The sequence below is a fragment of the Paenibacillus sp. FSL H3-0286 genome, assembly GCF_045040705.1.
In the GTDB taxonomy this organism is placed as follows: domain Bacteria; phylum Bacillota; class Bacilli; order Paenibacillales; family Paenibacillaceae; genus Paenibacillus_AQ; species Paenibacillus_AQ odorifer.
On record NZ_CP150285.1, the window covers coordinates 1,362,260 to 1,386,751 of the forward strand.

The following is a 24,492-nucleotide window of genomic DNA, read 5'->3' on the forward strand; positions in this document are numbered from 1 at the left end:
GGCTGGTTCTTTGAAGCAGAAAGGCGTATTTTCAAGATTAAGTACATATATGTTAAGGCACAAGCTTTTGTATACGATTTTATTATTTACGACTTTATTTGGGATTGTTCTGGATTTAACGATTGCTTGGCTGCTCTCAGTAATTACGGATGCTGCGGTTAGACTCGATGTGAAAGCTTTTAAAGGGCTGGTTATTTTTGGATTAATCTACTTATTAGTGAGTGCAATTAACGGTTTCATCGATCGATATTTCAAAAATAAAATCTCTGTCAAGATCAGAAATGAGCTGCGGTTGGATATGATGCGGCATGCATTAGCTCTTCCTCAGTCTTATTTTGACCGTAATCATTCCGGGGATTTATTGTCCCGCTTTACTAATGATAATCAATCTGTTGGTAATGCTGCAGGCGAGGTAATGATTGATCTAATCCGTAACCCTTTACTAGCCCTCGCGGCTTTTGGTTATTTGCTCTATATTAACTGGTTACTGGCATTGATCTGTTTTGCAATGGGGCCTTTGATGTTCCTTACGGGAAAAATCTTCGGTTCAGCGATGCGTGAGAACAGTGTGAAGATTCAGACTAATATGAGTAAGATTACTTCCTTTTTACATGACATTCTAGGCAGTAGTATGGTGTTTAAATCCTTTAGCATTGAACGCAGACTAATGAAGCAGTATCAGGAGCATAGTGAGAATATTACTTCTGAAGAATTAAAGCGGGGAAGAATTGAGGGAGCTACTGGCTCATTCTCTTCTTTTCTGGGAAACTTTACGTTTCTTCTGGCGCTGGTCGTGGCTGGTTATTTTGTGGCAAAAGGATCACTTGAGGTCGGTGCGATGATTGCTTTCATCCAGCTCATGAATTATTTAGTGATGCCGTTCTCGTCATTGCCGGGACTGATCAATTCGATGCAGCAATCACTTGGGGCGGCGGGACGGATCTTTGAGGTGTTGGATAGCCCGGTGGAGGTTGAGACCCTTCCAGAAGTGGAGACAAAGCAACCAGAATTTGAGAGTATGGTAATGTCGTCGATCTCTTTCTCGTATCCGGGAGCAGAGAGACAAAGTATAAACAAGATCAGCTTAGAGCTTCAAAAAGGAACACAGATGGCGGTTGTGGGACCGAGTGGTGGAGGTAAATCTACGCTTTTCAAACTATTGCTGGGATTGTATGAACCCGATGAAGGCGAAGTAATAATCAATGGGCAGCGGATCAACGAGATGAGTCTGGCTAAGCTTAGAAGTTATTTTTCCTATGTGCCGCAAGAGGCAGGTCTTTATACGGGAAGCATTCGTGATAATATCCGGAATGGAAATCCAGAGGCGGATGAGCAAGAAATTCTGGAAGCTTTGCGAAAAGCGAATGCCTATGATTTTGTAATGGAATTGCCTGAGGGACTGGATACTGATATTGGTGAGGAAGGCTCACGACTGTCCGGGGGACAACGTCAGCGGCTTTCCATTGCAAGAGCAATTCTGAGAAACGCTCCTATTCTGCTGTTGGATGAAGCTACTGCTGCACTTGACAATGAATCAGAAAAACTGGTGCAGCAGGCCATTCGTAAACTAATGGGAGACAAAACTACACTCGTTATCGCGCACCGTTTATCTACGATTCAGAACGCTGATATCATTCTCGTGATGGAGAATGGTGAAATTGTGGAGAGTGGAACGCATGATGTACTGCTTGCTGCTGAAGGAAGATATAATGATCTGTACTATTCTCAGCTAGAGCAGGAAGAAGAGAGTGGAATGGGACCCGAGAAAGTGGAATTAGCTTCTACAGGTGTTTGAGTGTTGGAATAAAAAAGGGTGCAGCAACGTCATGAAATATGGCGTTGCTGCACCCTTTTGCTTAAGGAAGTTTAGTTCACTTTATTAAGAATGAATTTATCAATCGCATATTTCACGCCATCGTCATTGTTGCTTAAGGTCACAAAATCAGCAATTTCTTTCAGAGCAGGAATAGCATTCTCCATAGCGACGCCAAGTCCGGCAGCTTCCAGCATCTCATGGTCGTTCCAAGAATCACCTACAGCGATAGTCTCGGAAAGCTCACAGCCGTAATGTTTGGCTAGGAATTCAAGTGCAATGCCCTTGGTTCCTTCATGATGCATGATTTCCAGGAAGTGTGGTTTGGATTTGGTAATATGCACGGAATCACCAAGCAATTCATGCAGGATTGGAGCCAGTTCATCCAAGAAATCAGGATCATCGATAATTAGCATTTTTGGTGTTTTTTGCGGGACAAGCTTTTCCCAGTCAGGCTCAATAAAATATTGCGTTTTATTCAAGTCCGTATAGTCTTTGATCTTTTGGTTGTCTTCACGGGCATATAGCTTGTCGTCAATGTAAGTTTGCAGATGCAGATTATGCTCCACGCAGTAAGTGAACAGCTTGCGGACTGCATCTTGCGGGACGTAACGCTCATACAGTACTTTTTCATCGAGCAAGTTCTTAACGAGTGCACCCTGGTAAGTAATGATAGGTACGTTTAGTCCAGTTTGACGGGCAATGGCTTGAGCGGAAGCGTAAGCACGGCCTGTAGCAAGGGTTACAACAACACCTGCGGCAACAGCCTCTTCAAGCGCAGTTTGGGTAGCAGGTGTTACTTCCTTGTCATCATTAATCAGAGTGTCATCAATATCAATCGCGATCAATTTGTACATTTGTCTCTCTCCTTATCTCTTTCTAAATAGATGTAATTTGGAAAAATAACTCTTCTTATGTTGATTCTGACCCGGTTCCGGGCTCAGCTCTGCCATAAGCATAGCCCCCAGAATACAACCACAACCGAGCAGAGCGGACAACCCGAGTGTTTCCCCGCCAAAGGCTAAACCCGTCAGAACGGCAAATACCGGTTCTGTGGCATAAATAATGGCTACCCGTGATGGGGTAGTATATTTCTGACAGGCGGTTTGAATCCAGAAGGCAAAAGCGCTGGTTGGCCCGATGGAGATCAGCAGAGCCCAAAGCACATCTGGGTCCTTAATCAGCTCCCCGCTGTGGGCGAGCGGTGTTGCCCCTTCAAAAATAAGCGAGGCAGCAATACTGAACAGCCCAACAAAAGCAAGCTGCAGAGTAGCTAGCGGCAACGCCGGATAATGAGGTGCATAAACGCCAGTATAGGCTACCTGTAACGCAAAAGCTATGGCACACAGAAGAATCAAGGCATCGCCTTTATTCAAGGATAATGCAGAGCCCGTGAAGGTCAACAGATAAAGCCCGATTGCGGCGAGTGCCGCACTGAACCAAGTGTATCGTGAAATCGCATGCTTCAATAGGGCAAGAGACAGAAAGGGAACTAGGACAACCGATAGCCCGGTAATAAAGCCGGTATTAGAGGTTGTTGTATATAGAAGTCCCATCGTCTGAAAGCCATAGCCCATAAACAAAAAAAGGCCAAGCAGCAGAGAATCGCGTACCATGCGGAAACTTAGCTGTTTCCAATCCTTGCGGTAAAAAATAACTGTGATTAGAGCCAGCAACAGGGCAGCGCCCATAAAGCGGATACTATTAAACGCGAGCGGTGGCAGCACCTTGACAGCATTTTGTACAATCAGAAAGGTACATCCCCACATCATCGCCACCAATAGCAGGCTGGAATCGGCTATACGGGAACGCTTCACTACTTAGGTCATCCTTTCTTCAGCAGCTGCCGTCTCTATGTAGACGACAAGGACAAGTTGTCCAAATTGTATCGTATATTCATGGGGAGGACAAGATAGAAATCGCGCAAAGGCTTATATACTAAGCGATTTCAGCGTTTTATGTAGACAAAAAAACCGGGTCTTGATATACTTCGATAACCGCACATTTGTTCTTGTTTTTGCATCTTAGAAAGGAGCGGTTTCACTATGATGGGCAGATCCCATTTAATTATCAGCACCGGGGTTACCCTATCTGTTATGAGTTTGATGGCCCATGAGATTACAATCCCGGTTATTGCCGTCGCCGCATTAAGCTCGCTCCTGCCAGACATTGATGAACCGAATTCGTTACTGGTACGCAAGGCGATTCCTGACTTTCTGCTCAGGGTACTACAGGTTGCTTTGATAGGAGCAGCGATTTATCTTTATTTTGCAGGAATCGTTGAAAGCCCTTGGAATATTGTACTGGCCCTACTTGTGGGGAGTGTGACTTTCCTGCCGGGAAGAAAGCTGCGGCATCTGGTGATGGTACTAATCGCTACTGCGGTATTTGCATACGGAGGGGCATATGATCCTTGGAACTACATAGTAGCTTGTATACTCGTAGTTACATCACTTGTCCCGCATCGTGGATTGACTCATACCTTATATGCTGTTGCAGGCTGGAGCACTTTATTGTATTTTGCTTCATCGGGTATACAGGATGGTGGCAGTCTATGGATAGCAGGCGGCATGTCTTATGCGCTTCATCTATTGGCCGACTCTCTCACCCAAAGGGGAATTACGCCCCTGCCGCCCATTCCATTTAAGCTGCGTCTAAAGCTAATGAGTACAGGCACGAAAAAAGGTGGAGCTGTAGAGAATGTTTTTATCCTGCTGACACTCGCCCTAGTTGTATATGTATTTATACTTTCTCCTTGAGATTTACGGATTTGAAGCACATAATGAATTACCGCTAGAACACACAGGAGGCGGCTGTTATGCGGGGGGATTCCTTAGTGAAGTGGTTTGGAAGATTGCAGATTCGTAATAAAATTATCCTTATTTTTATACCGTTGATCATTTTTCCATTGCTTGCTTTAGGCTTGCTCTCAGGGCAGATGTTCAGCCGTTCGATGATCGAAAAGGCTAAGTACAATTTTAAAGATGAATCCAAGCTCATCATGCAGCAAATAGATACGATTGTAAAAAATACGGAGAGTAGTGCCAACATTATAACTACCGACATCCATCGGATGTATGCTGAACGTCCGTTGTTATCCTCGACAGTGGAGCAGACGCGGTTTCGCAATTTAATGCAGAGCCAGCTTTCTATCGATCTGATTATTTTTCCGGATGTCGACTCTGCTGTATTTGTGGATACGGAAGGGCAGATATATTCCTCTTACGCCTACGGTAATCCTAACGAGCAGAAGGTATTCACCAGCGATATGCTGGAGAAGGCTAAAGAAAAAGGCAGCTACGGAGTTAACCGTTGGCTTCCCATGGAGCAGAGAGATTATCTGGTTAGTGATCCGGCAGTTCCGGTGCTCACACTGAGTAAAGTCGTGTACAATCTTAAAACAGGCAACCTAATAGGTACATTATTTGTGAACGTAAAAGAAGATGCTCTCTCTGCTTTTCTGGAAACCGCTAGAGAAACCTCTTCGGACAAGAAATATTTTATAGTAGACGGAACGCAAAGGACCGTGTCTACACCTGATAAATCAAAGCTTCTACTGAAGCCTGAGGACAGACTGAACGGCAGTCTTAGGAAGACGGGAAGCTCTGTCTCGGAAATTATCGGCAGGGGGAGCGGGCGAGAGCTGGTCACAGTGACGTATTATGATAAGCTGAATTGGAAGCTTGTGAATACCATTTCGCTGCAAAAGTTAACCGCTGATATTCATCGCAATATAACGTTAACTATATTCGTGGGAATAGGATGCCTGTTACTGTCTCTGCTGCTTGCAGGAAAGCTGTCACAGATTATCGTAAATCCGCTTCTTCAGGTGACGAAGGCGATGCGTAAAGTAAGGGAAGGCGATCTGAATGTCACCTCACCAGTGACTACAGAGGATGAGACGGGGTTGATCTCCACCGTATTCAATTCCATGGTTGGTCGTATCCAGGAGCTGATGCGGACGATTACGAACGAACAAGGCCGGAAACGTGAATATGAACTAGCTCTGATTCATGCCCAGATTAAACCACATTTTCTGTACAACACACTGGATACGATTTATGTACTCAACGATTTGGAGCTTAATGAAGCAGCTCGGGATACGACCAAGGCACTGGCAGACTTCTATCGGGTTGTTCTTAGCAAAGGAAACGAGGTTATTCCACTGTCCGAGGAAGTATCAAATGCAGCTGATTATTTGGCTATTATGCAGGTTCGCAACCCCGACGTATTACGTTACGAGATTAATATCCCGAAATCTCTCGAAGGAGTTAAGGTACCCAAATTGTCCCTACAGCCACTCATAGAGAATGCAATCTACCATGGATTAAAAACAAAGGGTAGTCAGGGGCTTATCTCAATAGAGGCTTATACACACGGAAGAGAAGTTATCATTACCGTGGAGGATAACGGTGTTGGCATGTCCGAGGAGCAGGTGTCCCGGATTGTAGAATACCGCTCACGAGAAGGAAAACCGGCATCCATTGGCATTTACAGCGTTCATGAACGGATTAAGCTGTATTTTGGAGAACCATATGGCCTATCGGTGGAGAGTAGACTGGGAAAGGGTACTGTTATGAAAATGACGATTCCCGGAACGGAAGTGCAGGGGGGCAGCATAGATGTATAAAGTGATGGTTGTAGATGACGAGCCGCTGTTTCGTTATTATATGCGGACCAAGCTGGATTGGAGTAAATATGATTTCAGTGTCTGTGGTGAAGCGTCAAATGGCAGAGAAGCGCTGGAAGAAGCGGAACGGACGAAACCTGATTTGGCTTTAGTGGACATTAGCATGCCCTATATGGACGGTATGGAGCTGGTTACCCGGTTACAGGCCAATGCTCCTGATATGCTGATTGTTTTTGTAACAGGGCACAATGAATTTGATTATGCGCAAAAAGCGATTCGCTTAGGTGTACAAGATTATTTATTGAAACCGTTTAACCAGCAAGAGTTTAACGAGATGATGATCAAGGTGAAGCAGCGCCTTCAGTCACATAAAATAGGTGCACGCAAAGCTGGTAAGCCGGAAATAATTGCAGAAGGGACGGCTTCTAGTAAGCTCTTTCCACTCCAAATGGACGAGCAGAATTCCTCTGAAGGGATAGAGGAGTTCTCCTTTCCATCCAAAGAAATCACTCATCTTGGAATTCAGGATGCCATGCTGATGGCGTTAAAGATGGGGGATGGCGATGCAGCGGCGAAGGACATAAGCAAATTAATTGAGATTCTACGACGCCAGAGAGGGGGAGGCAGCTATTCCTTTACTCTTTTAATGAGTATAGTATCCCTTTGCCTTGCCTATGCTGGAGAAAGAGGGATCAATCCGGAAAGTTTCTGGAAACCAGCAGGTTCATCAGAGCAGCGGCTACGGGAGATGGATAACTGGGATGAGACTGAAAGCTGGATAAAAGGCTTGTACAGTAAAGTCATTGATCAAGGTCGTGAGCACCGCCCCTCTAAGTCGTACAATTTATTCATTGCCGCCAAAGAGTACATCCGGGAGCATTATTCCGATTGTGAGCTGACAGTTGACCAGGTGGCGAATGGCGTGTATGTAGATACCAGCTATTTACGGAAGGTTTTTCGAAAAGAAGGTGGAATCTCTGTACTTGATTTCATTACCTATACTCGTATGAAGCAGGCCAAGGAACTGCTTGCTGGAGGAAATGTGAGACTGTCTGAAATCGCCGGTAAAGTGGGCTATAATGATCCGAATTATTTCAGTAAATGCTTTAAAAAACACTATGGCATGCCGCCGTCTGAATTTGAGCAGCTGGCTGCCCGTTCCCGCCATATTGGCGTTAATAATGAAATTTAATAAACAAATTTGGTGGCGGCTCTCTGGTGAGGCCGCTTTCATTTTGTCCTGTTTATTACCGATTGTGCCCGATATGGCTCTTTTTGGGTCTTCAAGGCTCAAATATAATAGAAACAGGACGATGAAAACGCTAACAAATAGCGGATTCAACTAGCTCCACTAAATAGATCATCAGAAAGGGGATTCATTATGAGCAACAAGCTATTCAGAACACTGGGGGTTGCAACCGTTTTATCCTTAGCTTTCTCACTTACAGCCTGTGGTGGTAACAATGCCGGAAACGGTGGTTCAACCTCTGAAGATTCCAATACGACCGCTGGGAACACCGATAAGAAAATTCAAATAAAAATTTATGCACAGCATTTTGACGAAGATACTTCAAAGCCATTTGATTATGCCGTAGAGGAATTGAAAAAGGAAATGCCGGAGGTGGAGATTGTACTGGATGAGGCTGTTCAAGATGGCTACCAGAAGCTGAAAACATATGCCGCGACTGGGAACATGCCGGATATTTATGAAACAGACTGGCCTACACTGCAAACCTTCGCCAAATCTAAAAATGTCGAGCTGCTTGATGAATACCAAGCCACCAAAGATTTCAAAGCGAATCTAAACACAGGGAATGAGTCCCGTCTGATTGCCCCAGACGGTCATGTATACGCATTCCCATATACGGGAATCGAATTCCAAATGTTGTTTTACAACAAGGATATCTTTAAAGAGGTAGGCATCGAGATGCCGATCAAGACGATCGATCAGCTGGCTGAAGCGGCTAAGAAGCTTTCTACAGCAGGGTATACACCGCTCTCAATTTTCGCGAAGGAGAAATGGATCACTACTTCTTTTTATAGCGGACTTGTGACTCGTGAGGAGACGAAAGGGTTTGGCCCACTCGAAACGAAGGGAACGACAACATTGCCTTCGCCTTATGTAACAGCAGCAGAACAAATGAAGAAGCTGGAAGAAGCAGGCTTGTTCGACGTCAATGCTACGAATACCAATTATGATCAAGCTTCATCTTTGTTCTACCAAGGAAAAGCTGGCATGTTCGTCAACGGTCAGTGGGAAATCTACAGCAGTGCTGAGAAGCTTGGGGATAAAGTGGATTGGATGTACTGGCCAGCTAAGGACGAAGCGACTTATGAGAACAACAAAATGTACATTAACGGTGCAGGAGGTCCTGGTGGCTTTGCCGTTTCTCCTAGCAGCAAGAATGTTGAGACCGCAGTGAAAGTAGCTAGTTTTATCGCACAAAAATATAGCGAATACAAATATACACAGCTGGGTAGCCCGATCGTAGCGACTAAAGTGGATAAAGAAATGACCGGTGAAGTGCCTGCCATGATGAAAAGAATCGCTGAAGAAGTGCTGCCAAACGTGAAGGGTTACGCCAATGCGGTAAGCAGTGTTCAAATTAAAAATGCACTGGACGACAATACACAAAATATGTTGATCGAAGGATTCTCGGCTAAGCAGTTCACGGATAACATGAACCGAGTGCTGAACAAAGAAAATAAATAATTAGAGAAATAAAATAAATAAAAATTGGTCCATGCCCTGCAGCTCACCCGGATCGAGCCCTTATATCGGGTGAGCAGCTTGGCAAGGAAGGAGTGGAATCTTACCGCATGCATAAATACTTAGGTAATAAGAAAGCCATAATGCTGTTTCTGCTTCCCGCTCTGTTGATTTATAGCGTAGTGATTATCTATCCGGTGCTTCAATCCTTTTATCGTAGCTTTTTCGAGTGGGACGGGCTCAGTACGGCTACTTTTAACGGATTGTCCAACTATGTAGAGATGTTTGATGATCCATTGCTTTTGACATCCCTTCGTAACGGCCTTATTTTTGCACTGGTGCTCGCTGTATTTCAGATCGGATTGGGAACCATTCTTGCGCTTGCCTGTGCCGATCCGCGAATTAAAGGGCGTAAGTTATTGAAAACAGCTTATTTTATCCCCGTAGTTCTGTCGGTTACGGTTGTTTGTCAGCTATGGATTGCCATCTACGATCCGAATAACGGATTGATCAATAGGCTTTTTGAAATTTTGCATATTCCTTATCAACAAAACTGGCTCACTTCTCCAACCACATCCATAATTGCGATTGCCTTTGTTAATGCCTGGCAGTTCATGGGTTACCAGTTCAGTCTTTTATATGCGGGGGTTAAATCTGTCCCTGAGCAGTACATGGAAGCTGCCACGATTGACGGTTGCTCCAAATGGATGGCGCATCGTAAGGTGACGATTCCAATGATGAAGGAGACGTTCAAATTCTGTCTGATCATTGCCATTACTTCAGGAATCGGTGCTTTTGTACAAATGTTGATTATGACTAACGGCGGACCGGGAACGAGCAACTATACGCTTACCTTTATGATTTATCGTTATGCTTTCTTGGAAAGCAACTACGGCTATGCCTGTGCGGTATCGGTTGTGCTTGTCCTTCTGTCGCTTCTGGCCACCATTATTATCAACAAGACATTTGACCGAAATGAAGCATAAGGCAGTACGCCGGAAAGGAAAAGGAACGTTATGAAAAAAGTGAGAGCATTGCTCATACAGCTTCCCTTATGGATTTATTTTATCATTTCCATCTATCCGCTATTATGGATGATTTCTTATTCTCTGAAAAATAACGATGAGATTTTTGTCACCAACCCTTTCGGATTTCCGACTAATTTCCGGATTGAAAACTATGTGGCCGCTTGGTCACAGTTCAATATACCGCGATATTTTACGAATAGCTTGGTAGTCTCTACGATTTCAACGCTACTTATTATCATATTATCGCTGATGTTCTCATTCGCAATTTCCCGGCTGCGGTGGAGATTCCGTGAAGGGGTCAGATTGTATATGACGATCGGAATGTTCATGCCGCTGCAGGTAATTATGATTCCACTTGCTATACTCGTGCGGGACTTACATCTGACTAATACCTACGGTGGGCTGATTGTTCCTTATGTCGCCATTGGATTGCCGTTCTCTTGTCTGGTATTCTACGGCTTTATGAAGGGTATTCCTGGGGAGCTGGAGGAATCCGCTTGTATGGACGGCGCGAATGTATACCGGATGTTTCTGCAGATTATTGTGCCGGTTGTAACGCCAGCTGTCGCAACAGTAGCCATTTTTCAATTTCTGAACAACTGGAATGAATTTTTGCTGGCTTATATTCTGATCTCTGATGAGGGGATGAAAACACTGCCGCTGGGTCTATTGTTCTTCCAAGGCCAATACAGCACAGACTGGGGTGGCATGGGGGCGGTTATGACGATGGCGAGTCTGCCAATGGTTATTGTCTATTTGTTCTTTAGTGAGCAGGTAGAACGGGCTATGACAGTTGGATCTGCTGTAAAAGGATAAAGCGAAGAGTATTAATTCATGCAAAAGAGGACTTCTGGCGAATGCGCAGGAGTCCTCTTTTTCATTCAAATCATGACCAGTGAATTCATCCTATTCCTCTAGGAAGACCAATCCGATAAAATCCTCCGGCTCAATACGACCGAAATAATGCTTCAAATCGAGATCAGCTAATGCTTCTCTAACCTCAGCCTCGTCATAACGTTTGCCACGAAGTGCATTTTCAACATCTACTACGTCACCGACTCCGAAGAAGTCACCATAGATTTTGATGTCTTTAATGAGGGAATCTTCAATATCCATCCGAATATCAATAATTCCGGCAGGGAATTTGCGCGTGTGTTTAACGTTGCTTTTTGGTGACAGACCGTAGTTCCAGTCCCAGTTCTGGTAGTGCTCCTTGGAGATCTCATTAATTTTGTCCCAGTCGGCTTGTTGCAGCTTGTACTGAGGAACCTCCGAAGGATCCATACCAAAGATCGAACGCAGCAGGCCGGCGCGGAACTCCTCGATCGTCATATCTGTACCCAGCAGCTCTTTGATATTCGCTACACGACTGCGTACGGATTTGGTGCTCTTTGATTTAAACTTCTCTGGATTCACTTTTAGAGAGGCTTGTACATCATCTAAATTAAGATTGAACATCAAGGTACCATGGCTGAACATACGTCCGCGTGTGGAGAACTGAGCGTTACCGGAAATCTTTTGCTCACCAACTTGCAGGTCATTCCGTCCGCTTAGCTCGGCGTTAACACCCATGCTTTGCAGGTAATCGATGACCGGTTGGGTGAATTTCAAAAAGTTATGAAAGGATTGGCCGTCATCCTTGGTAATAAAGCTGAAGTTCAAATTTCCAAGATCGTGATAAACAGCTCCACCGCCGGATAGACGACGTACGACCTGAATATTATTATCTTTTACATACTCTTGGTTAATTTCTTCGATAGTATTCTGGTGTTTCCCTATGATGATGGATGGGCTGTTGATATAAAAAAGCAGGTAACTCTCGTCCATCGGCAAGTGCTTCAGCGCATATTCCTCAATCGCCAAATTGATGGATGCGTCAGTAATCCCTGTGTTATCAATAAAAAGCATAGTGAATTCCTCCGTCGCAGCAAAATTGATTACAACCTTCATTTTAAACCAAAAGCGGTTTTTTAACAAAAGAGATCACATTGTTGAGATTCATGTCGGTTTGAGAGAAGCGGGGGATTTAGCTGATTCCTTCTGCGAAAGCATTGACGTTCTTCCGGCAAAGAGGCAATAATGGTGGCAATGACATACATATCGTGCTAGAGAAAGTAGATAGAGGGAGTGTAATTATGCTTGAAAAATATGGGCATGGCGGTGATTTGTTGACGGCAGCGGAGCTCTATGGAGAAGCTGGGGGCACATTTCTCGACTATAGTGCCAACATCAATCCACTCGGTCCTCCACCGCAAGTTTTGGAGCTGCTCAGAACAGCACTGTCAACGGTGGTGGCATATCCGGACCCTGGACACCGACGCTTTAAACGCCTACTGGCGGAAAATCTTGGCGTAGATAATAGCTGGTTAACTGTGGGCAACGGTGCAGCGGAATCTATGGCTTTGCTGCTGCTGGCGATAGCTCCGCAAAAGGTTGGCATCGTGGAGCCTTGTTTCTCTGAGTATCGGCAGCTTTCCGTACAATTTGGCGCTGAAGTATTATCGGTTCAGGGGACAAGGGAACAGCATTTTCGCGCTGGAGTGGAGGAGATTGCCGGGCTGTTGGAACAGGTGGAACTGTTATTTCTCGGACAGCCGAATAATCCCAATGGCGTTCAGTATGCTGTGGAGGAACTGCGCTTGTTAGCGCAGAAGGCTGAAAGCTGCGGGACTTATTTGGCTGTGGATGAAGCTTTTATTGACTTTATCCCGGAGTCAGAGCGAAATACACTCCTGCCGGAGCTGGAGCGGTTTCCGCATACGGTTCTGGTGCGGTCGATGACGAAGTTTTATGCGATTCCCGGCTTGCGTCTCGGGTTTGCGATTTCACATCCGAAGCTGGCGAAGGCGATGAGCGGAAAGCAGGTCACCTGGAGTGTGAACGGCTTGGCGCTGCTCGCAGGGGAAGCCTGCCTTACAAGTGGACGTGACTATGAACAGCGTACGCGTGAGCTTATTGCAGCAGAACGCGAAAAACTGCGGCAGGGTCTTATGCAGCTGGGCTGCGATGTCCCACCGGGAGAAGCCAACTTTCTGCTCTGTGGCTTGCCATCACCGTGGAGCGCGGCTGAGTTTCAGACTAGGCTTGGCCGCGTAGGTATACTAGTGCGCAGCTGCGCTATGTATGCAGGGTTAGGTGCTGAGCATATTCGAGTTGCCGTTAAGGGACATGAGGATAATGCCCGCCTTTTGCTGCAGATGGCGGAGATTCTAGCGACTAAGTGACAGGTGCATGTAGTCTTTAATGACTCTATGTGCGGAGCGAGCTGACAGCGCTATTGGTGTGGCATCCTTTCGAGGATGGTTGTAAGTATTCAATGAAAGAAATGAGCGGTGAAAGGAGCGGGATCGGCTATGGTGGAAGTGAAGATTCCATTTAATCTTACAGGGGGAATCAGGGAGTATCGTCCGGCCGTCTGGCCAGGGCTTGCTCTGCAATGGAAGGATAAGCATCTGCTGCTGGAGCTGCCAGCAGAAGCCGATGGTTTATCGAGCGCGTTCTACGGCGGAGGAATGAACCGGCTGCAGCGGGCCGTCAATTTATATGTTGATCGCAATTACGAATGTAGTGATCCTGTCCAGGATATGGAGAATAAGCTGCGCGATTGGGGTTATCCTTTATCCGGCTGTGCTGGTCTGATGACGGCTGTGCCGCTAGAGCATGCAGCGGTAACTGAAGAGGACACGGGTTCAGCGGGAATATTTGTTTGCGTTACAGCCGCCGCAGGAAATGCTGCGCGCGCAGGTGTGGAACGCAATGTGCTGGCTGTGTATCGGCCGGGTACGATTAACATCATGCTCTGCATTGATGGCCGCCTGACACCGGCGGCCATGGTCAATGCTGTGCAGACAGCTGTCGAAGCCAAAGCTGCCGCGCTGGCAGATCTCGGGATTACCGATCCCGAGAATGGCCTGATCGCAACCGGCACGACTACGGATGCTATTGTACTCGCTGTGAGCCAAAGCGGGCGATACAGCGCCGAGCATGTATATGCCGGCACAGCAACCGATCTTGGAGGCGCTATCGGCCGGCTTGTATATAGTGCTGTGACGGGCAGCCTGCTGTCGGTGCAGGCAAGGAAGGATAGCTAATGAGAATGGATAGCTGGAGAAGTAGAAGCTTGTTCAGAGGTGATTGCTTGTGACAATCGCTTTGGTGTTGCTTGCGGCTTACGTAATTGACCGGATCGTAGGTGATCCGCGTAACCTGCCTCATCCCGTAATTGGTATGGGCAAAGCAATCACGGCTCTGGAGCGGGCGATCCGTCGTTTATGGTCCCGCCCGCAAAGCCTACGCAGAGCAGGGGTGTTGCTTCCGCTATGTGTGGCGGGCGGTGCTTGGGCACTGACAGCCATCCTGCTATGGCTGCTGTCATATATCTCACCGTGGCTCGTCTGGATAGCCGAGGTTTGGTTGATTTCAACCACGATTGCCTCCAAGGGACTAAAGGATGCAGGAATGGCGGTGTACGTGGAATTGCAGAAGGGCGATATTCCTGCTGCCCGCAAGGCGTTAGGGATGATCGTGGGACGTGATACGACTTCGCTAGATGCACCGGAAATTGTCCGTGGAACGGTGGAGACCGTAGCAGAAAACATCGTCGATGCGATTATTTCTCCGCTTTTCTACGCGCTGATTGGCGGTGCACCGCTTGCTATGGCTTATCGGGCGGTCAATACACTCGATTCAATGGTTGGTTATAAGAACGATAAATACCGTGATCTCGGCTGGGCATCTGCCCGGCTCGATGATGTGGCTAACTTTATCCCGGCACGAATTACGGCATTGCTTTTGGCTCTATGTGCAGGGATGCTTCGTCTGGATTGGCGCAGATGCCTGCAAATGGTGAAGCGGGATGCACATCTACATCCAAGCCCTAACAGCGGTTATCCAGAATCAGCTGTGGCTGGCGCACTCGGCATCCGACTCGGAGGCGAAAATGTGTATCATGGCGTCGCTTCTTTTCGGGCTTATATGGGTGATCCGGTACGTACGATGGAACCGGATGATATCATCCAGACCTCGCGGATGATGATGCTCTGCTCTTCAATATTTGTAGGTCTATGCGCGGTTTTGGCATGGATATGGATTGGAGGCTGAGCGTCGGTATGGCAATTCCCTCTATAGAGCTTGAGCTAGTGCTTATCCGACACGGGCAGACGAAATGGAATGTTGAGCATCGTTACCTGGGACATACGGATCTTCCATTGCTTCCTGACGCAAGTGAGCGGTTATCCCAACCTCAGCAGCAGATCTGCCTGCAGACTGAGTTATCAGGTGGTTTTTGGCGTGTGTTCTGTAGCGATTTGCTAAGATGTCGGGAGACCTTGGCTTTCGGAGCACCTTCACTAGAGCAGGACGCTGTTTACGATCAGCGGCTTCGTGAAATGAACTTCGGAGCTTGGGAAGGCTGCACTTATGAGCAGTTGAAAGATAACTCTCTATATAGACGTTGGATTGATGATCCTTCAAAGGTTACACCGCCAGAAGGAGAATCGTGGACAGCATTCGATGCTCGGTTGCGTAGTTTCCTGTTGGACTTAGGTCAAGCTGCTGTGGCTGCGTTTGGATGCTGTGCTATCAAGGAGAAAAAAAGTGAGGTTACATCGAATAGAGTATTGGTAGTGACGCATGGGGGTGTAATCAGGAATTTACTTGCACAGTTAGTTCCTGGTCTCACATTCTACAATGCAGTGGCTCCTTCTCCCGGGAATGGAATGGTACTAAAAATACTCTGGCAGCATGGACAATGGTCAGCTGATAAAGCTCATATTTTGGAAAAAGGATGATTACATGAAAAAAGGGTTCCACGTCATTAGGAAAACCTAATAGGTGGAACCCTTTATGTTTGAACTATCGTTTGCTGTCAGCAGAATAACATGGTTAATTAGATATTAGGTAATAGGTAACCATTCCTTATAGGTATCTGCACGTGATTGTAATTCATTATACAGCATGCTGGCATGGTAACCGTCACACACGGCATGGTGGAATTGCCCCGAGATGGGTAATAGTATTTTTTTGTCTTGCTGAAAATATTTCCCTATCGTAAAGATGGGAAGTAGGTAGGTTCCCTCGTTATACACATTCAGGTTAAAGCTTGTGAAGCTGACCCACGGAATGCTGGAAATAGGGAAGGTGTTCGGTGGTTCGTTTGCTTTAGCGATAAATTGTTTCACGCTTCCGTACATTTTCATATCATCGAGATAACGGTTATAGAAATCATTAAACTGTTCACCGTACGAAGTCCAGATGCTTGAGAAAGTCTTATCATCATCATGGAAAATTGTAAAACTAGGGGACAAGCTATCCCAATAACCTAATCTACCTTCAGAATCAAAACATGTGCGGAATTCACTATGACGGTTCACCACCGTAGTTATCATGTGGATTAGTGCTGGGTACAGCTTAATTCCCTTTAGCTTGAGCTCTGACAGTAGAAGGGTGATATCAATATTTACAGTCATGCTGTAGGTGCATCTGACATTGTTTAAATAATGTTCAAAATAGGGTTTTCTACTCCAGTTATCAATGACAATCGGGATAAAAATCATTTATTATGACCTCCTAAAATTATTTCATTTTTCATTTTAGGAGGTCTGCTGGACTGATTTCACCATATCCTTATCACAATCCCTTGAGAAAGTATTTTGTAACGATGAGTATACCATCAATTGGAAGGGAGATGCATTTATAATGCTGACCGAAAAGTTGGTTATTGAAAAATTGCTTCAGCAAAAGCGTACGAGTGTTGCTTCCAGCGTAGTGATGATGTGCGGTGTAGCGGGGTCGGGTAAAACAACCTTTGCTAAAAAGCTGGAGAAAGAGGGATTCGCCAGACTTTCGATAGATGAAGATATTTGGGCCACGCACGGCCGTTTCGGGGTGGATTATCCAGAGGACAATTATGAGTCCTATAAGGAAGAGTCGGAGATAAAGCTGCGGGGGGAGCTGGTGAATCTGCTTCAGGCAAAACATCATGTTGTTATCGATTTCAGCTTCTGGCAACGTCAGAGACGGAACGATTACAAGCAGCTCATTGAGAGTTATGGTGGCGTGTGGGAACTGATTCACTTAAAGGTCCAGCCGGATGAATTGCGTCAGAGACTGCTTATCCGGAGTGAACGTTTTGACGCCAATGCCGCATTTCCGATTACGGAGGACATATTAACCCGGTTTTTAAATGGTTTTGAGATCCCTTCTGGAGAAGGGGAGCTTGTGATTGAGCATAGATCTGTAACTTGATTTTTTGGGCATTTGTCCTCTTATAGAACCACAGCCGGATTAAAATCCCATGGCTGTGGTTCTTTTTTTAAGCGAGTGATTGTGCCATGATAGTCATGGGGGCGATTGAGAGATGTTTAAGGATTTTAAGCTCATAGCCGGACGGCCGGTGTATATACAAATTAAAGACTATATGAAGCACTTAATCATAAAAGGCGGTCTGCAAGGCAATCAAAAGCTGCCCTCCACACGAGAGCTCAGCACATTGCTTAAGGTTAGCCGCAACTCCGTAATCTCTGCTTATGCAGGGCTTGAGGATGATGGCTTTGCTTATGCCGTGCAAGGGCAAGGAAGTTATGTTGCTGCTACGCCGCCCGGCAGTGAAACGATCTCTTCCTGGACGATGGACTGGAAGTCACGTCTCAATGATCACGCGGTGCTGGCAGAGGAACTGGATATCATGAAGCGCGGGATTCGAGCGGAGAAGGGGACGATCTCCTTCACCAGCATAGCGCCTGATGAGAGTCTTTTTGATCTGGATAATGTGAAGCGATCCTTTATGGATCGGATGTCGGTAGAAGGCAACGTTCTGCTAAATTACGGCTATGCCAAAGGGTATAAGCCTTTAATAGACTATTTGAAGCAGTATATGGAGCACAAGGGCGTTGAAATGAAGGGCAAGGATATATTGATCACCAATGGTTTTACTGAGGGATTCGATATTGTATTGTCTGCTCTGAGTAAAAAAAATGGTTCGGTCATTTGTGAGAATCCGACGCATCATACAGCGATCAAAAATTTGAAGCTGAACGGTTTTGAGATCACCGGGATTTCGATGGAGCGTGATGGGATTGATTTGGCGGAGCTGGAGAAAGCATTGCAACAGCAAGCTTTTGACTGTGCATACTTCGTCCCTTCTTATCATAATCCAACCGGAATTGTAATGTCTCCAGAGAAAAGACAGCGGCTAATGAAGCTGATGAATTGCTACCAAGTCCCGGTGATTGAGGATGGTTTTAACGAGGAATTACGATATTCGGGCTCACATGTGGCTCCACTTATCGCAGCAGCAGGCAGCGGCAACAGCGTGATTTATCTCGGCAGCTTCTCCAAGGTATTATTTCCGGGACTACGTGTAGGTTGGGTGCTGGCGGATCAGGAGTTGATCAATTCCCTCGAAAGCGTCAAGCGCGCACGTACCATTCACACCTCGACGCTGGATCAATCCATTTTGTATCAGTATTTATTGGGTGGTCATTTAGAGAAGTATTTGAAAAAAGCCAGAGCAGAATACAAACGAAAGTATGAATTAACCCTGCAATGCTGCAAGGATTGTATTCCTTATACGGCGCTGTCAGGGGACGGTGGCCTACATCTTTTTGTAACCTTCGCGGAGGGCTTTAATACAAGGACGCTGTTGGCGGCCTGTCATGAGCAAGGGGTTATTTTTACAGCAGGAGATATATTCTTCACAGACGGTAAAGGGCAAAATACGATACGGATCGGTTTCTCCAGAGTGACGGATGAGGATATCCGCAAGGGGATCGAGATTATTGGCAGAACAGCTCGACAACTAATGGGATAAAGAGGTGCTTGAGATGAAGGTAGGCGTAATTATGGGCGGGGTATCCTCAGAATATGAGGTATCCATGAATAGCGGTAGAGAAATATTGAAGAATCTAGACCCCAATAAATATGAAATTATTCCAATTGTGATCACCAAGCGTGAGGAGCTTATTGAGCAGGCAAAAGGGATCGATATCGCACTGCTTGCACTTCATGGAGCTTACGGCGAGGATGGTACGGTTCAGGGAACGCTGGAGACGATGGGGATTCCGTATACGGGCAGCGGGGTTTTGTCTAGCAGCATTTGCATGGATAAAGATCTCTCCAAAAAGCTTATACGCTGCGCAGGCGTCAATACAGCAGATTGGCTATGCTGGGACAGCATAAAGGATTATTCGGCTGAAGCGGTGGAACGGCTCGGATATCCTGTTATGGTGAAGCCATGTTCAGGCGGCTCGAGTATCGGAATGGAAAAAGTGAGCAGCAGCGAGGAGCTGTTGTGCGCAGTGCAGAAGGCTTTTGCCTGTGATCAGTCGATTTTGATTGAAAGCTACATTCAAGGTCAAGAAATCACCTGTTCTATTCTAAACGGAGAGCTGCTGCCTATTCTGGGAATTACCTCAGCAAATGCCGAGTGGTTCGATTACAGTGCTAAGTATGAAGAAGGCGGAGCAGATGAACGGGTCATTGAATTGCCTACTGAGGTGCATGAGCGGGTACGCGAGGCTGCCTTGAGCTGTTATAAAGCACTAAAATGTAGCGTGTATGCACGGGTTGATATGCTGCTTAAAGAGGGTATTCCTTATGTGCTGGAGGTGAATACGTTACCAGGCATGACGAAGGCCAGTCTTTTACCCAAAAGCGCGCAAGCGGCAGGCTACACCTTCAGCGGACTGCTGGACGAAATCATCTCCCTTTCCCTAACGGAAAAGAGTGCAAAGGAAGAGGTGTACAGCCATGCATAATGAATGGATTGCTCCACGTGTGCGGGAGATTGCACCCTCGGGGATTCGGGCTTTTTTTGACCTAAGTGCGGGAAATCAGGATATTATATCGCTGGGTGTAGGGGAACCAGATTTCGTTACACCGGAGCATGTAAGAGCTGCCTGTATTCATGCCTTGAATAATGGGGAAACGATGTATACGCCAAATTCCGGGTTACTGGAGCTTAGAGAGGAGATCGCTACTTATCTGCACACAAGTTTCAAGCTTCGTTATGAGCCAAACGATGAGATTATGGTTACGGTGGGCAGCAGCGAGGCTGTGGACTTGGCATTACGAGCTTTCATTACACCCGGGGATGAGATTATCGTCCCTTCTCCCAGCTATATCGCATATTCGCCGATTACCCATTTGAACGGGGGGGTTACGGTGGAGGTAGAATCATCGGCCGAGCAGGGGTTTAAGCTTACTGCTGAAGCATTACGGAAGGTGATTACTCCGCGTTCGAAGCTTCTTATGGTGAATTTTCCGACTAATCCTACAGGTGCAGTAATGACTTATGAAGATTGGCTGCCTATTGCACAGATTGTAAAAGAGAATAACCTACTGGTCATTTCAGATGAAATTTATGCCGAGCTTACGTATGACAGTCAGCATGTCAGCATCGCCTCTCTTCCCGGGATGCTGGAAAGGACGATTGTGATTAGCGGCTTCTCCAAAGCTTTTGCAATGACTGGCTGGAGAGTGGGTTATGCTTGTGGCGATCGAGAATTAATTGCTGCGATGCTAAAAATCCATCAATACACTGCAATGTGTGCCCCCGTGCTCGGTCAAATTGCTGCGATTGAATCATTGCGCAACGGAATGCAGCATAAGGAACATATGAAGCAATGCTTCGATGAGCGGAGAAAGCTGCTGGTTAGTGGATTTCGATCCATTGGACTACCTTGCCATGAACCTGCGGGTGCATTTTATGCCTTTCCTTCCATCGCTCATACCGGAATGAAATCAGAAGACTTCGCTTTGCAGCTGCTCAGGGAGGTCGGTGTCGCTGCGGTTCCGGGTCATGTGTTTGGAGCAGGCGGAGAGGGTTATATTCGCTGCTCCTATGCCGCTTCCTTACAAAAATTGACGGAGGCGCTGGAGAGAATCGAAGATTTTATGAAAGTGAAGTTGTAATTCTAGAAGTCCCCCTCTATCATAGATGGGGGCTTTTCTGCGAATATGAGATAGAATAGGTTATACGGATACATTTAATAGGAGGTCGTAATTATATGCTTTCAGATATTCAAGACGTAATTAAACAAATCATTCCGGCTGATGATCAGTCCATCCTCAAGGCGGAGCATCGGCTGAACATTCTGACCAAACCTCCGGGCAGTTTGGGACAATTGGAACCTCTGGCCGTTAAGCTCGCTGGAATTTCGGGTACGGAGCAGCCTAGTTTCACCAAACGAACAGTTGTTGTGATGGCTGCTGATCATGGGGTGTGCTGCGAAGGGGTTAGCGCATTTCCACAGGAAGTCACGCTACAGATGGCCCATAACTTTCTCAGCGGTGGAGCGGCTGTGAATGTATTGGCACGTCAAGCTGGGGCAGAGGTACAGTTTGTTGATGTCGGCATAAATGGCGATCTTAGTCATGTCGATCTGATTGATCGTAAAGTGCGCCGGGGAACGGATAATATGGCTGTGGGACCTGCGATGAGTCGTGAGGATGCCATGAATGCTCTTCTTGTTGGGATAAGCGTTGCGCAGGAAGCGGTTAAGAACGGAACGGAGATTTTTATAACAGGCGAAATGGGCATTGGAAATACTACGGCTAGTGCTGCCATTCTATGTGCTCTCAAAGGAATAGCCCCTGAAGTAGCTGTGGGACGAGGAACGGGAATTGATGATGAACGTTTACTACATAAAATTGCAGTGGTGGAACGCGCCTTAAAGGTAAATCAGCCGAATTCAGCAGATCCGTTGGATGTATTATCTAAAGTTGGCGGACTGGAAATCGCTGGCTTGGCGGGACTGATTCTTGGTGCCGCTGCTAATCGGACACCTATCATTTTGGATGGTTTTATTTCGGGGGCGGCAGCGCTTGTGGCAAAAGCCCTTGCACCTGAATCCATCGCTTATATGATAGCGTCTCATGTATCAGGAGAACGGGGACACAAGTTAATGCTGGAGCAGCTTGGGCTTGAACCGCTGCTTAACCTCGGTCTGCGATTGGGTGAGGGAACAGGGGGCGTATTATGCCTTCATTTAATCGAGGCGATCTGCCGCATTTTGAGCGAAATGGCAACCTTTGAAAGTGCAGGCATCTCTGGAGCTGGTCAACGATGAGCATTCTTGTAACGGGAGGCGCACGTAGCGGGAAAAGTGGTTTTGCAGAAAAACTGATACAGTCACTGGCAGATCAGGCCTTCTATGTAGCAACCGGACAGGCCTTTGACGACGAAATGAAGGAACGGATTGCTCTGCATCAGCATCAACGAATGGAAAGTGGTTACGCTTGGGAGACGCTGGAGGAACCGTATGATTTACCAGATCTGCTAAAGCGATTATCGGGTGAAAAAGCGGTGCTCGTAGATTGTTTGACCTTATGGTTATCCAATGCATTATTGGCCGTGGAAGGTTTTGAAAATAGACAAGAGCTTGTTGAGAGTGAAATAACAAGGCTTGAAGACAGTGTGCGTTCTTTTCAAGGGACGCTTATTCTGGTCACTAATGAGGTTGGCGACGGGATTGTTCCGGAGTATGCGCTTGGCCGATTGTATCGTGATCTGGCGGGACGAATGAACGCCCTGATCGCTCGGCAATGCGAACAGGTCTTTCTAGTAACTGTTGGAATTCCGATTGAGCTGAAGAGCAGGGAGTATCGTTTATGAGGGAGCGTAGGGATGCGGCCGTAGCTGCCTTTCAGTTCTTATCCCGATTTCCTGTAAAAGGTGATCCGGGATTCTCTCCTGAACTGCTGCGCCGCAGTGTAATCTTCTATCCCATGGTAGGCGCAGCAATTGGGCTGTGTGTAGCTGCTGGAGCAGCCCTGACGGGATTGCTTTTACCTGCTTGGCCAGCAGCTGTGCTCACTCTGATTCTGTGGGTAGGCCTCACTGGCGGGTTGCATCTTGATGGCTGGATGGACAGCGCGGATGGCCTGCTCAGCTATCGGCCACGGGAGCGAGCCCTGGAGATTATGAAGGACAGCCGTGTGGGTGCGATGGGCGTACTCGCCTGCGTGCTGCTCCTGCTGTTTAAAGCATCTTTACTGGCAGCTCTAATCGAAGGCTTCGCCTACTACGAGCTGCCGCTGCTCTTGGTACCAGCGGTCTGGAGCCGCTGGTATATGGTGCGGGCAATGGTGCGTTATCCCATTGCCCGTGGAGACGAGGGGCTGGCCGCGAACTTCGCCGGCCTAGCTTCCTCGCATGAGCGGCGCGCGCTGGCAGTCGCCGCGCTGCTCTCGCTGGCCGCCGCCGCTGCGCCACTGGCGCTCGGCGCTGGCTTAGCCGCGTGGCCGCTGCATCTGGCGGCAGCTCTGCTGCTGCCGGTCGCGGCCTTGGCCTGCGGCACCGCGGCTGCGCGGCGGATCAGCAGCCGGCTCGGCGGGCTCACCGGCGACGTGTACGGCGCGCTGAACGAGCTGCTGGAGGTTGTACTGCTGCTAGTGTTATTGCTGCTCCAGCACAATTTAATGTGAGCTCCACGGGGGAATCTTGAGTAATTTGGTGTAGGTGGTACTACGGATGAACCTTGAGTAATTTGCTGTAGGTAGCTCCCTGGGTGAACATTGAGTAGTTTGCTATAGGTAGCTCTAAGGGTGGATCTTGAGTAATTTGCATAGGTAGCTCCATGGGTGAACCTTGAGTGGTTTGTTGTAGGAGCTCTACGGGTGAACCTTGAGTACAATTTGTTGTGAGCAACCTTTGCGTTTTTATGAGATAGATAGGGAAGAGGGATGACATGTTATTTGCCATTCTGCTGTTTATAATTGCTGGGCTTGCTGAGATCGGTGGCGGATATTTAGTATGGTTATGGTTGAGAGAATCACGGCCACTTTGGTACGGTTTAGTGGGGTCTTTGATTCTGATAGCGTATGGGATTATCCCTACGTTGCAGAAATTCCCTTCCTTCGGTAGAGTGTATGCGGCTTACGGCGGGGTGTTTATCGTACTCGCGGTCTTATGGGGATGGCTTGTAGACAAGAAGACACCAGACGTATACGACTGGGTCGGAGCTGTTATTTGTGTGATCGGTGTATCGGTTATCCTCTGGGCACCGCGGCACTAGGTTGAGTGAGGTTTGCTTAGCCATAAAAGCGGAATGAAAGCTGAGTAACCTAGTTTTTACTAAGTGAGTAACTTGGCTCCGGACTCAGGAGACCTTATTTGCGATAAAAGGGTTAATTTGGAGCGTTTTCGGACATCAGAGGCGCTATTTGAACAAAATAGGCTGAGTCTGGGTTGATTATGAGGCAATAGCGTCTCTCGAGTCCGAAAAAGTCTCCGAATGGCAGTTTTTCGAGTAATAGCGGCATCTGAGTCCGCAAGCCAGCAGCAAATGGCGTGCTGAGTCTAAGTGAGAGC

At 46.9% G+C, this 24,492-nt stretch carries 23 protein-coding genes; 19 read left to right on the forward strand and 4 right to left on the reverse strand.

What is annotated here, in order from left to right; all coding sequences use genetic code 11:
• Positions 1–10 precede the first annotated feature (10 nt).
• Positions 11–1,795: an ABC transporter ATP-binding protein gene (locus MHB37_RS05965; protein ID WP_280752588.1), complete on the forward strand. Its 1,785-nt coding sequence runs from the start codon at positions 11–13 to the stop codon at positions 1,793–1,795.
• 71 nt (positions 1,796–1,866) lie between these two features.
• Here MHB37_RS05965 and MHB37_RS05970 read toward each other — a convergent pair whose 3' ends face one another.
• Positions 1,867–2,670: a Cof-type HAD-IIB family hydrolase gene (locus tag MHB37_RS05970; RefSeq protein WP_038569149.1), complete on the reverse strand. Its 804-nt coding sequence runs from the start codon at positions 2,668–2,670 to the stop codon at positions 1,867–1,869.
• Positions 2,671–2,682: 12 nt separating this feature from the next.
• On the reverse strand, positions 2,683–3,630 hold the full coding sequence (locus MHB37_RS05975; protein ID WP_248547848.1) for a DMT family transporter: 948 nt from the start codon (positions 3,628–3,630) through the stop codon (positions 2,683–2,685).
• A 228-nt stretch (positions 3,631–3,858) separates the two neighbouring features.
• Here MHB37_RS05975 and MHB37_RS05980 point away from each other — a divergent pair, with 228 nt between their 5' ends.
• The 6 genes from MHB37_RS05980 (at position 3,859) to MHB37_RS06005 (ending at position 10,997) form a co-directional block, all read left to right on the forward strand.
• A complete protein-coding gene (locus tag MHB37_RS05980; RefSeq protein WP_076128159.1) occupies positions 3,859–4,572 on the forward strand; it encodes a metal-dependent hydrolase in 714 nt (237 codons plus the stop codon).
• 59 nt (positions 4,573–4,631) lie between these two features.
• Entirely contained in the window at positions 4,632–6,443 is a 1,812-nt protein-coding gene (locus MHB37_RS05985; RefSeq protein WP_076185762.1) for a sensor histidine kinase, read from the forward strand.
• Positions 6,436–7,635, forward strand: a complete 1,200-nt coding sequence (locus MHB37_RS05990; RefSeq protein WP_076185759.1) for a response regulator — start codon at positions 6,436–6,438, stop codon at positions 7,633–7,635. Before MHB37_RS05985 ends, MHB37_RS05990 begins: the two co-directional genes overlap by 8 nt.
• Positions 7,636–7,824: 189 nt before the next feature.
• A complete protein-coding gene (locus MHB37_RS05995; protein ID WP_076128153.1) occupies positions 7,825–9,156 on the forward strand; it encodes an ABC transporter substrate-binding protein in 1,332 nt (443 codons plus the stop codon).
• 107 nt (positions 9,157–9,263) lie between these two features.
• Positions 9,264–10,139, forward strand: coding sequence for a carbohydrate ABC transporter permease (locus MHB37_RS06000; RefSeq protein WP_038569153.1), 876 nt, complete (start codon positions 9,264–9,266; stop codon positions 10,137–10,139).
• Between the two features lie 30 nt (positions 10,140–10,169).
• Positions 10,170–10,997, forward strand: a complete 828-nt coding sequence (locus MHB37_RS06005; protein ID WP_036681776.1) for a carbohydrate ABC transporter permease — start codon at positions 10,170–10,172, stop codon at positions 10,995–10,997.
• A 90-nt stretch (positions 10,998–11,087) separates the two neighbouring features.
• Here MHB37_RS06005 and MHB37_RS06010 read toward each other — a convergent pair whose 3' ends face one another.
• Entirely contained in the window at positions 11,088–12,089 is a 1,002-nt protein-coding gene (locus tag MHB37_RS06010; protein WP_076128152.1) for a lipoate--protein ligase, read from the reverse strand.
• Positions 12,090–12,316: 227 nt separating this feature from the next.
• Between MHB37_RS06010 and cobD the strand changes: the two genes are divergently transcribed.
• The 4 genes from cobD (at position 12,317) to MHB37_RS06030 (ending at position 15,970) form a co-directional block, all read left to right on the forward strand.
• On the forward strand, positions 12,317–13,405 hold the full coding sequence (gene cobD / locus MHB37_RS06015; protein WP_076280083.1) for a threonine-phosphate decarboxylase CobD: 1,089 nt from the start codon (positions 12,317–12,319) through the stop codon (positions 13,403–13,405).
• 129 nt (positions 13,406–13,534) lie between these two features.
• Entirely contained in the window at positions 13,535–14,272 is a 738-nt protein-coding gene (locus MHB37_RS06020) for an adenosylcobinamide amidohydrolase (protein ID WP_405169042.1), read from the forward strand.
• 49 nt (positions 14,273–14,321) lie between these two features.
• Entirely contained in the window at positions 14,322–15,281 is a 960-nt protein-coding gene (gene cbiB, locus MHB37_RS06025) for an adenosylcobinamide-phosphate synthase CbiB (RefSeq protein ID WP_340012041.1), read from the forward strand.
• 8 nt (positions 15,282–15,289) lie between these two features.
• Positions 15,290–15,970, forward strand: coding sequence for a histidine phosphatase family protein (locus MHB37_RS06030; RefSeq protein ID WP_340012042.1), 681 nt, complete (start codon positions 15,290–15,292; stop codon positions 15,968–15,970).
• Between the two features lie 105 nt (positions 15,971–16,075).
• Here MHB37_RS06030 and catA read toward each other — a convergent pair whose 3' ends face one another.
• The gene (catA, locus tag MHB37_RS06035) at positions 16,076–16,735 is read right to left on the reverse strand and encodes a type A chloramphenicol O-acetyltransferase (protein WP_248547842.1); all 660 of its coding nucleotides are present in this window, start codon (positions 16,733–16,735) and stop codon (positions 16,076–16,078) included.
• Positions 16,736–16,877: 142 nt separating this feature from the next.
• Here catA and MHB37_RS06040 point away from each other — a divergent pair, with 142 nt between their 5' ends.
• The 8 genes from MHB37_RS06040 to MHB37_RS06075 all read left to right on the forward strand — a co-directional run bounded on the left by MHB37_RS06040 (position 16,878) and on the right by MHB37_RS06075 (position 24,196).
• The gene (locus tag MHB37_RS06040) at positions 16,878–17,426 is read left to right on the forward strand and encodes an ATP-binding protein (RefSeq protein ID WP_339281772.1); all 549 of its coding nucleotides are present in this window, start codon (positions 16,878–16,880) and stop codon (positions 17,424–17,426) included.
• Between the two features lie 112 nt (positions 17,427–17,538).
• Positions 17,539–18,990 carry a PLP-dependent aminotransferase family protein gene (locus MHB37_RS06045; RefSeq protein WP_340012043.1) on the forward strand — a complete coding sequence of 484 codons (1,452 nt, stop codon included), beginning with the start codon at positions 17,539–17,541 and terminating at the stop codon, positions 18,988–18,990.
• A 13-nt stretch (positions 18,991–19,003) separates the two neighbouring features.
• Positions 19,004–19,936 carry a D-alanine--D-alanine ligase gene (locus tag MHB37_RS06050; protein ID WP_280752596.1) on the forward strand — a complete coding sequence of 311 codons (933 nt, stop codon included), beginning with the start codon at positions 19,004–19,006 and terminating at the stop codon, positions 19,934–19,936.
• Entirely contained in the window at positions 19,929–21,092 is a 1,164-nt protein-coding gene (locus MHB37_RS06055; protein ID WP_076272034.1) for an aminotransferase class I/II-fold pyridoxal phosphate-dependent enzyme, read from the forward strand. Before MHB37_RS06050 ends, MHB37_RS06055 begins: the two co-directional genes overlap by 8 nt.
• A gap of 95 nt (positions 21,093–21,187) precedes the next feature.
• A complete protein-coding gene (gene cobT, locus MHB37_RS06060) occupies positions 21,188–22,249 on the forward strand; it encodes a nicotinate-nucleotide--dimethylbenzimidazole phosphoribosyltransferase (protein WP_076137514.1) in 1,062 nt (353 codons plus the stop codon).
• On the forward strand, positions 22,246–22,794 hold the full coding sequence (cobU, locus tag MHB37_RS06065; RefSeq protein ID WP_076137512.1) for a bifunctional adenosylcobinamide kinase/adenosylcobinamide-phosphate guanylyltransferase: 549 nt from the start codon (positions 22,246–22,248) through the stop codon (positions 22,792–22,794). The genes cobT and cobU overlap by 4 nt, the downstream gene beginning before the upstream one ends.
• Positions 22,791–23,606 carry an adenosylcobinamide-GDP ribazoletransferase gene (cobS, locus tag MHB37_RS06070; protein ID WP_076128130.1) on the forward strand — a complete coding sequence of 272 codons (816 nt, stop codon included), beginning with the start codon at positions 22,791–22,793 and terminating at the stop codon, positions 23,604–23,606. The genes cobU and cobS overlap by 4 nt, the downstream gene beginning before the upstream one ends.
• A 263-nt stretch (positions 23,607–23,869) precedes the next feature.
• Positions 23,870–24,196: a YnfA family protein gene (locus MHB37_RS06075; RefSeq protein ID WP_076128128.1), complete on the forward strand. Its 327-nt coding sequence runs from the start codon at positions 23,870–23,872 to the stop codon at positions 24,194–24,196.
• Positions 24,197–24,492: the final 296 nt, after the last annotated feature.

Coding starts and splice junctions, on each gene's coding strand:
- cobD (WP_076280083.1), top strand. CDS start 12,317: ATGCTTGAAAAATATGGGCATGGCGGTGATTTGTTGACGGCAGCGGAG.
- catA (WP_248547842.1), bottom strand. CDS start 16,735: ATGATTTTTATCCCGATTGTCATTGATAACTGGAGTAGAAAACCCTAT.
- MHB37_RS05980 (WP_076128159.1), top strand. CDS start 3,859: ATGATGGGCAGATCCCATTTAATTATCAGCACCGGGGTTACCCTATCT.
- MHB37_RS06040 (WP_339281772.1), top strand. CDS start 16,878: ATGCTGACCGAAAAGTTGGTTATTGAAAAATTGCTTCAGCAAAAGCGT.
- MHB37_RS05995 (WP_076128153.1), top strand. CDS start 7,825: ATGAGCAACAAGCTATTCAGAACACTGGGGGTTGCAACCGTTTTATCC.
- MHB37_RS06010 (WP_076128152.1), bottom strand. CDS start 12,089: ATGCTTTTTATTGATAACACAGGGATTACTGACGCATCCATCAATTTG.
- MHB37_RS06030 (WP_340012042.1), top strand. CDS start 15,290: ATGGCAATTCCCTCTATAGAGCTTGAGCTAGTGCTTATCCGACACGGG.
- MHB37_RS06020 (WP_405169042.1), top strand. CDS start 13,535: ATGGTGGAAGTGAAGATTCCATTTAATCTTACAGGGGGAATCAGGGAG.
- cobS (WP_076128130.1), top strand. CDS start 22,791: ATGAGGGAGCGTAGGGATGCGGCCGTAGCTGCCTTTCAGTTCTTATCC.
- MHB37_RS06075 (WP_076128128.1), top strand. CDS start 23,870: ATGTTATTTGCCATTCTGCTGTTTATAATTGCTGGGCTTGCTGAGATC.
- MHB37_RS06005 (WP_036681776.1), top strand. CDS start 10,170: ATGAAAAAAGTGAGAGCATTGCTCATACAGCTTCCCTTATGGATTTAT.
- MHB37_RS06045 (WP_340012043.1), top strand. CDS start 17,539: ATGTTTAAGGATTTTAAGCTCATAGCCGGACGGCCGGTGTATATACAA.
- MHB37_RS05970 (WP_038569149.1), bottom strand. CDS start 2,670: ATGTACAAATTGATCGCGATTGATATTGATGACACTCTGATTAATGAT.
- MHB37_RS06055 (WP_076272034.1), top strand. CDS start 19,929: ATGCATAATGAATGGATTGCTCCACGTGTGCGGGAGATTGCACCCTCG.
- cobU (WP_076137512.1), top strand. CDS start 22,246: ATGAGCATTCTTGTAACGGGAGGCGCACGTAGCGGGAAAAGTGGTTTT.
- MHB37_RS06000 (WP_038569153.1), top strand. CDS start 9,264: ATGCATAAATACTTAGGTAATAAGAAAGCCATAATGCTGTTTCTGCTT.
- MHB37_RS06050 (WP_280752596.1), top strand. CDS start 19,004: ATGAAGGTAGGCGTAATTATGGGCGGGGTATCCTCAGAATATGAGGTA.
- cobT (WP_076137514.1), top strand. CDS start 21,188: ATGCTTTCAGATATTCAAGACGTAATTAAACAAATCATTCCGGCTGAT.
- MHB37_RS05985 (WP_076185762.1), top strand. CDS start 4,632: ATGCGGGGGGATTCCTTAGTGAAGTGGTTTGGAAGATTGCAGATTCGT.
- MHB37_RS05990 (WP_076185759.1), top strand. CDS start 6,436: ATGTATAAAGTGATGGTTGTAGATGACGAGCCGCTGTTTCGTTATTAT.